The 2,861-nt window shown below is 53.0% G+C and carries 1 protein-coding gene; it reads right to left on the reverse strand.

Features of this window, described 5'->3' with window-relative positions; translation table 11 throughout:
• Positions 1 to 212: 212 nt before the first annotated feature.
• Positions 213 to 2,861 (reverse strand): BACON domain-containing protein (locus HWQ67_RS15580; protein WP_218253606.1); only part of this gene is annotated, 2,649 nt, incomplete at its 5' end.

Here is a 2,861-nt window from a genome sequence, read left to right on the forward strand (position 1 = left end):
GGTCCCCTTGCGGGGGAGGTCTGAGGAGGGGGCGGAGCCGCCCTCCTTTTTTCTTCTTTACGTATAAAATTAATTATGGGCAGGTACTTATAGCATAGCACGTTGCGGTTGTGTGCAGTGCAATACAAGAAAAGAAAGGGGCTGTTTTACCAGCCCCCCAGTTTGCGAGTTAAACTCTTTGGTTTATATCAGGCATTCACCTGCAACGACAGCTATCTTGTCTGCCACTCTGCGGGGATACCGTTTGCGACAAAGCCGTGGTCCCTTATTGCGGTACCGTTATTGAGGATGTGCAGATAGACGTCACCGGTAGTAGTGTCTCTCCAGATGAGGTCTGCCTTGCCATCGCCGTCATAGTCTCCGGCCTTCATAAGGTGCCAGTTAGCAGGGATAGCACGAGTAACGTAATCACCACCAATGATAATGGTGCCGTCCATTAACCAGATTGCGTAGTCGTGAGCGGTTGTATCATGCCAGATGATATCGGCCTTGCCGTCACCATTAAAGTCGTTGATGGCCTCGATCATCCAGTTGTTTGGGATATTCTTGGCGGCATAGCCCTGACCTAAGACCGTCAGACCGTTCATCAGCCACACAAAGACATTTCCTGTTCCGGAGTTTTGCCATATCAGGTCGCTCTTTTTGTCGCCGTTGAGATCGGCTACGACCTTAATATTCCAATCCGAAGTCATACCTCTGAGCATGTAACCACCACCGATGATATTGGCGCCGTCCATTAACCAGATGTATATGTCACCGTTGTCTTTATGTCTCCACATGATGTCTGCCTTGCCATCGCCATCAAAATCGCCAACGGCGTTGATCTCCCACTGAGCAGCCAGACCCTTTACAGCAAAGCCACCGGTTGATATTTCGGTACCCTTCATGATGTATATGTAAACATCTCCGGTTGCCTTGTTTTGCCACAGGAGGTCAGCCCTGCCATCACCGTTGAAGTCGCCTACGGCCTTGATATCCCAGTCGAGTCCCGTGTTTTGGACGACATAGCCGCCGCCTTTGATGGTCTTGCCATCCATCAGCCAGACGTAGACGTCGCCGTTGGTGGAGTTTCTCCATATCATATCGCTGTTGCCGTCGCCGTCGAAGTCGTATTCGGCCTTCCTGGACAGGGAGAACTCTATTGCTATCTTCTTGTTTTCGGTCATCCTTACCATGCACTGGTTAGTGCCGATACTTAGATCGCAGCCAGTCCAGCCCTTGATCGTTGAACCCAGGCCCTCTTGTGCCGAAAGTACAATCACCAGGTCCTTCTTAAAGGATGCCGTGCCGATCTTGCCATCCTGACTCCAGGAAAACTTTCCACTGGATACCGTTACCGTGCCATAGACAGATCCCATCATTGGATTGGATATCTTGGACTGAGTCGTTATTGAGCTTGCAGTGGGATATGCCATCGTAACCGTCAGGGTCACTTCGTCTGCCTGTGCAGCCTTCTGCTTGACCGTAAAGGTCTGTCCTGCGATGGTCATCGTTGCGGTGCGTTCGCTTGCTGTTGTGTTCTCTGCCACCGAATAATCGACCGTGCCATTTCCGGTGCCGGAGCTGCCCGATACAATGCTTATCCAGGAGTCATTGCTGATTGCCGTCCAGGTGCAACCTGTGTTTGGCGTTGCTACATCCACGATATCGTCGCCACCGGCGGAGGGGAATTCCCTGGTTATCGGGTTTATCGAAATACCGGTTGCGCAATCCGTACCCAGTTGAGTCACCGTGAACATCTGTCCACTGATGCTCATTGTACCGCTGCGTGAGGCGCCGGAGTTCTGCGCTACCGTGTAGGAGATAGTGGCGCTACCCGAACCGGATGAGGCTGATGTCAATGCTATCCAGTCGGCATTGCTTGCCGCTGACCATGCACATCCGCTGTCTGCCGCCAGACTTATGGTATCGCTGCCACCGTATGCCTGGAACTGCTTGCTGGTTGGAGAGATTGAGACCGTACATGTCGAGGCAGCATCCTGAGTAATCGTAACGGCCTGACCACCGATGGTCATTGTACCGGTTCTGGAGGTTGTGCCCGTGTTCTCTGCCACGGAGTAATCTACCGTGCTACTGCCACTGCCCGAACTGCTGGAAGTTATAACTATCCAACTGGCGCTGCTTGAGGCAGTCCATGCGCAGGCGCTGTCAGCCGTTACACTTACGCTGTCGTTGCCGCCGGAAGATGCAAAGTTCTTGCTCGTTGGGCTGACTGTGATAGCGCAGGTTGATGTTCCCGGGTTTTGAATAACCTTAAACGCCGCTCCGCCTATGTTGATTATGCCGGTGCGAGCGCTTGTACCCGTGTATGCCGCCACCGTATAATCCACAACGCCGTTGCCTGTGCCCGATGTCCCGGAGTTGAGGGTTATCCACGAATCAGCCGTTGTGGCCGTCCATGCGCAGTTTGCCGTTACGTTGACATTGCCGCTGCCACCGGATGCCGTATAGTTCATGTTGGTGGGGTTGATTGTCACCATGCAGCCTGACTGGCCGGCATCCTGGAGGATCGTAAATGCCTTCCCTGCAACGTTGATTATACCGGTGCGCGGGTATGTGCTGGTGTTCTGTGCCACGGTGTAGTTTACAGTACCATTGCTGGTGCCTGAGGTACCAGAAGTGATTGTTACCCACGTATCGGCGGTTGTGGCCGTCCACGAGCAACTACTGCCTGATACCGTTACATCAAAGTGGTCACTGCCACCGGATGCCATGAATTGCTTGCTCGTAGGGTTTATACCGATGGAACAGCCTGATGTCGGAGGGTCCTGGACAACCTTAAATACCGCCGTACCGACGTTGATCAAAGCGGTACGAACGGTCGTGCCCGTGTTTTGGGCTACGGTGTAATATACCGTCCC

It is taken from the genome of Candidatus Magnetobacterium casense (assembly GCF_019173545.1).
Lineage (GTDB): Bacteria > Nitrospirota > Thermodesulfovibrionia > Thermodesulfovibrionales > Magnetobacteriaceae > Magnetobacterium > Magnetobacterium cryptolimnobacter.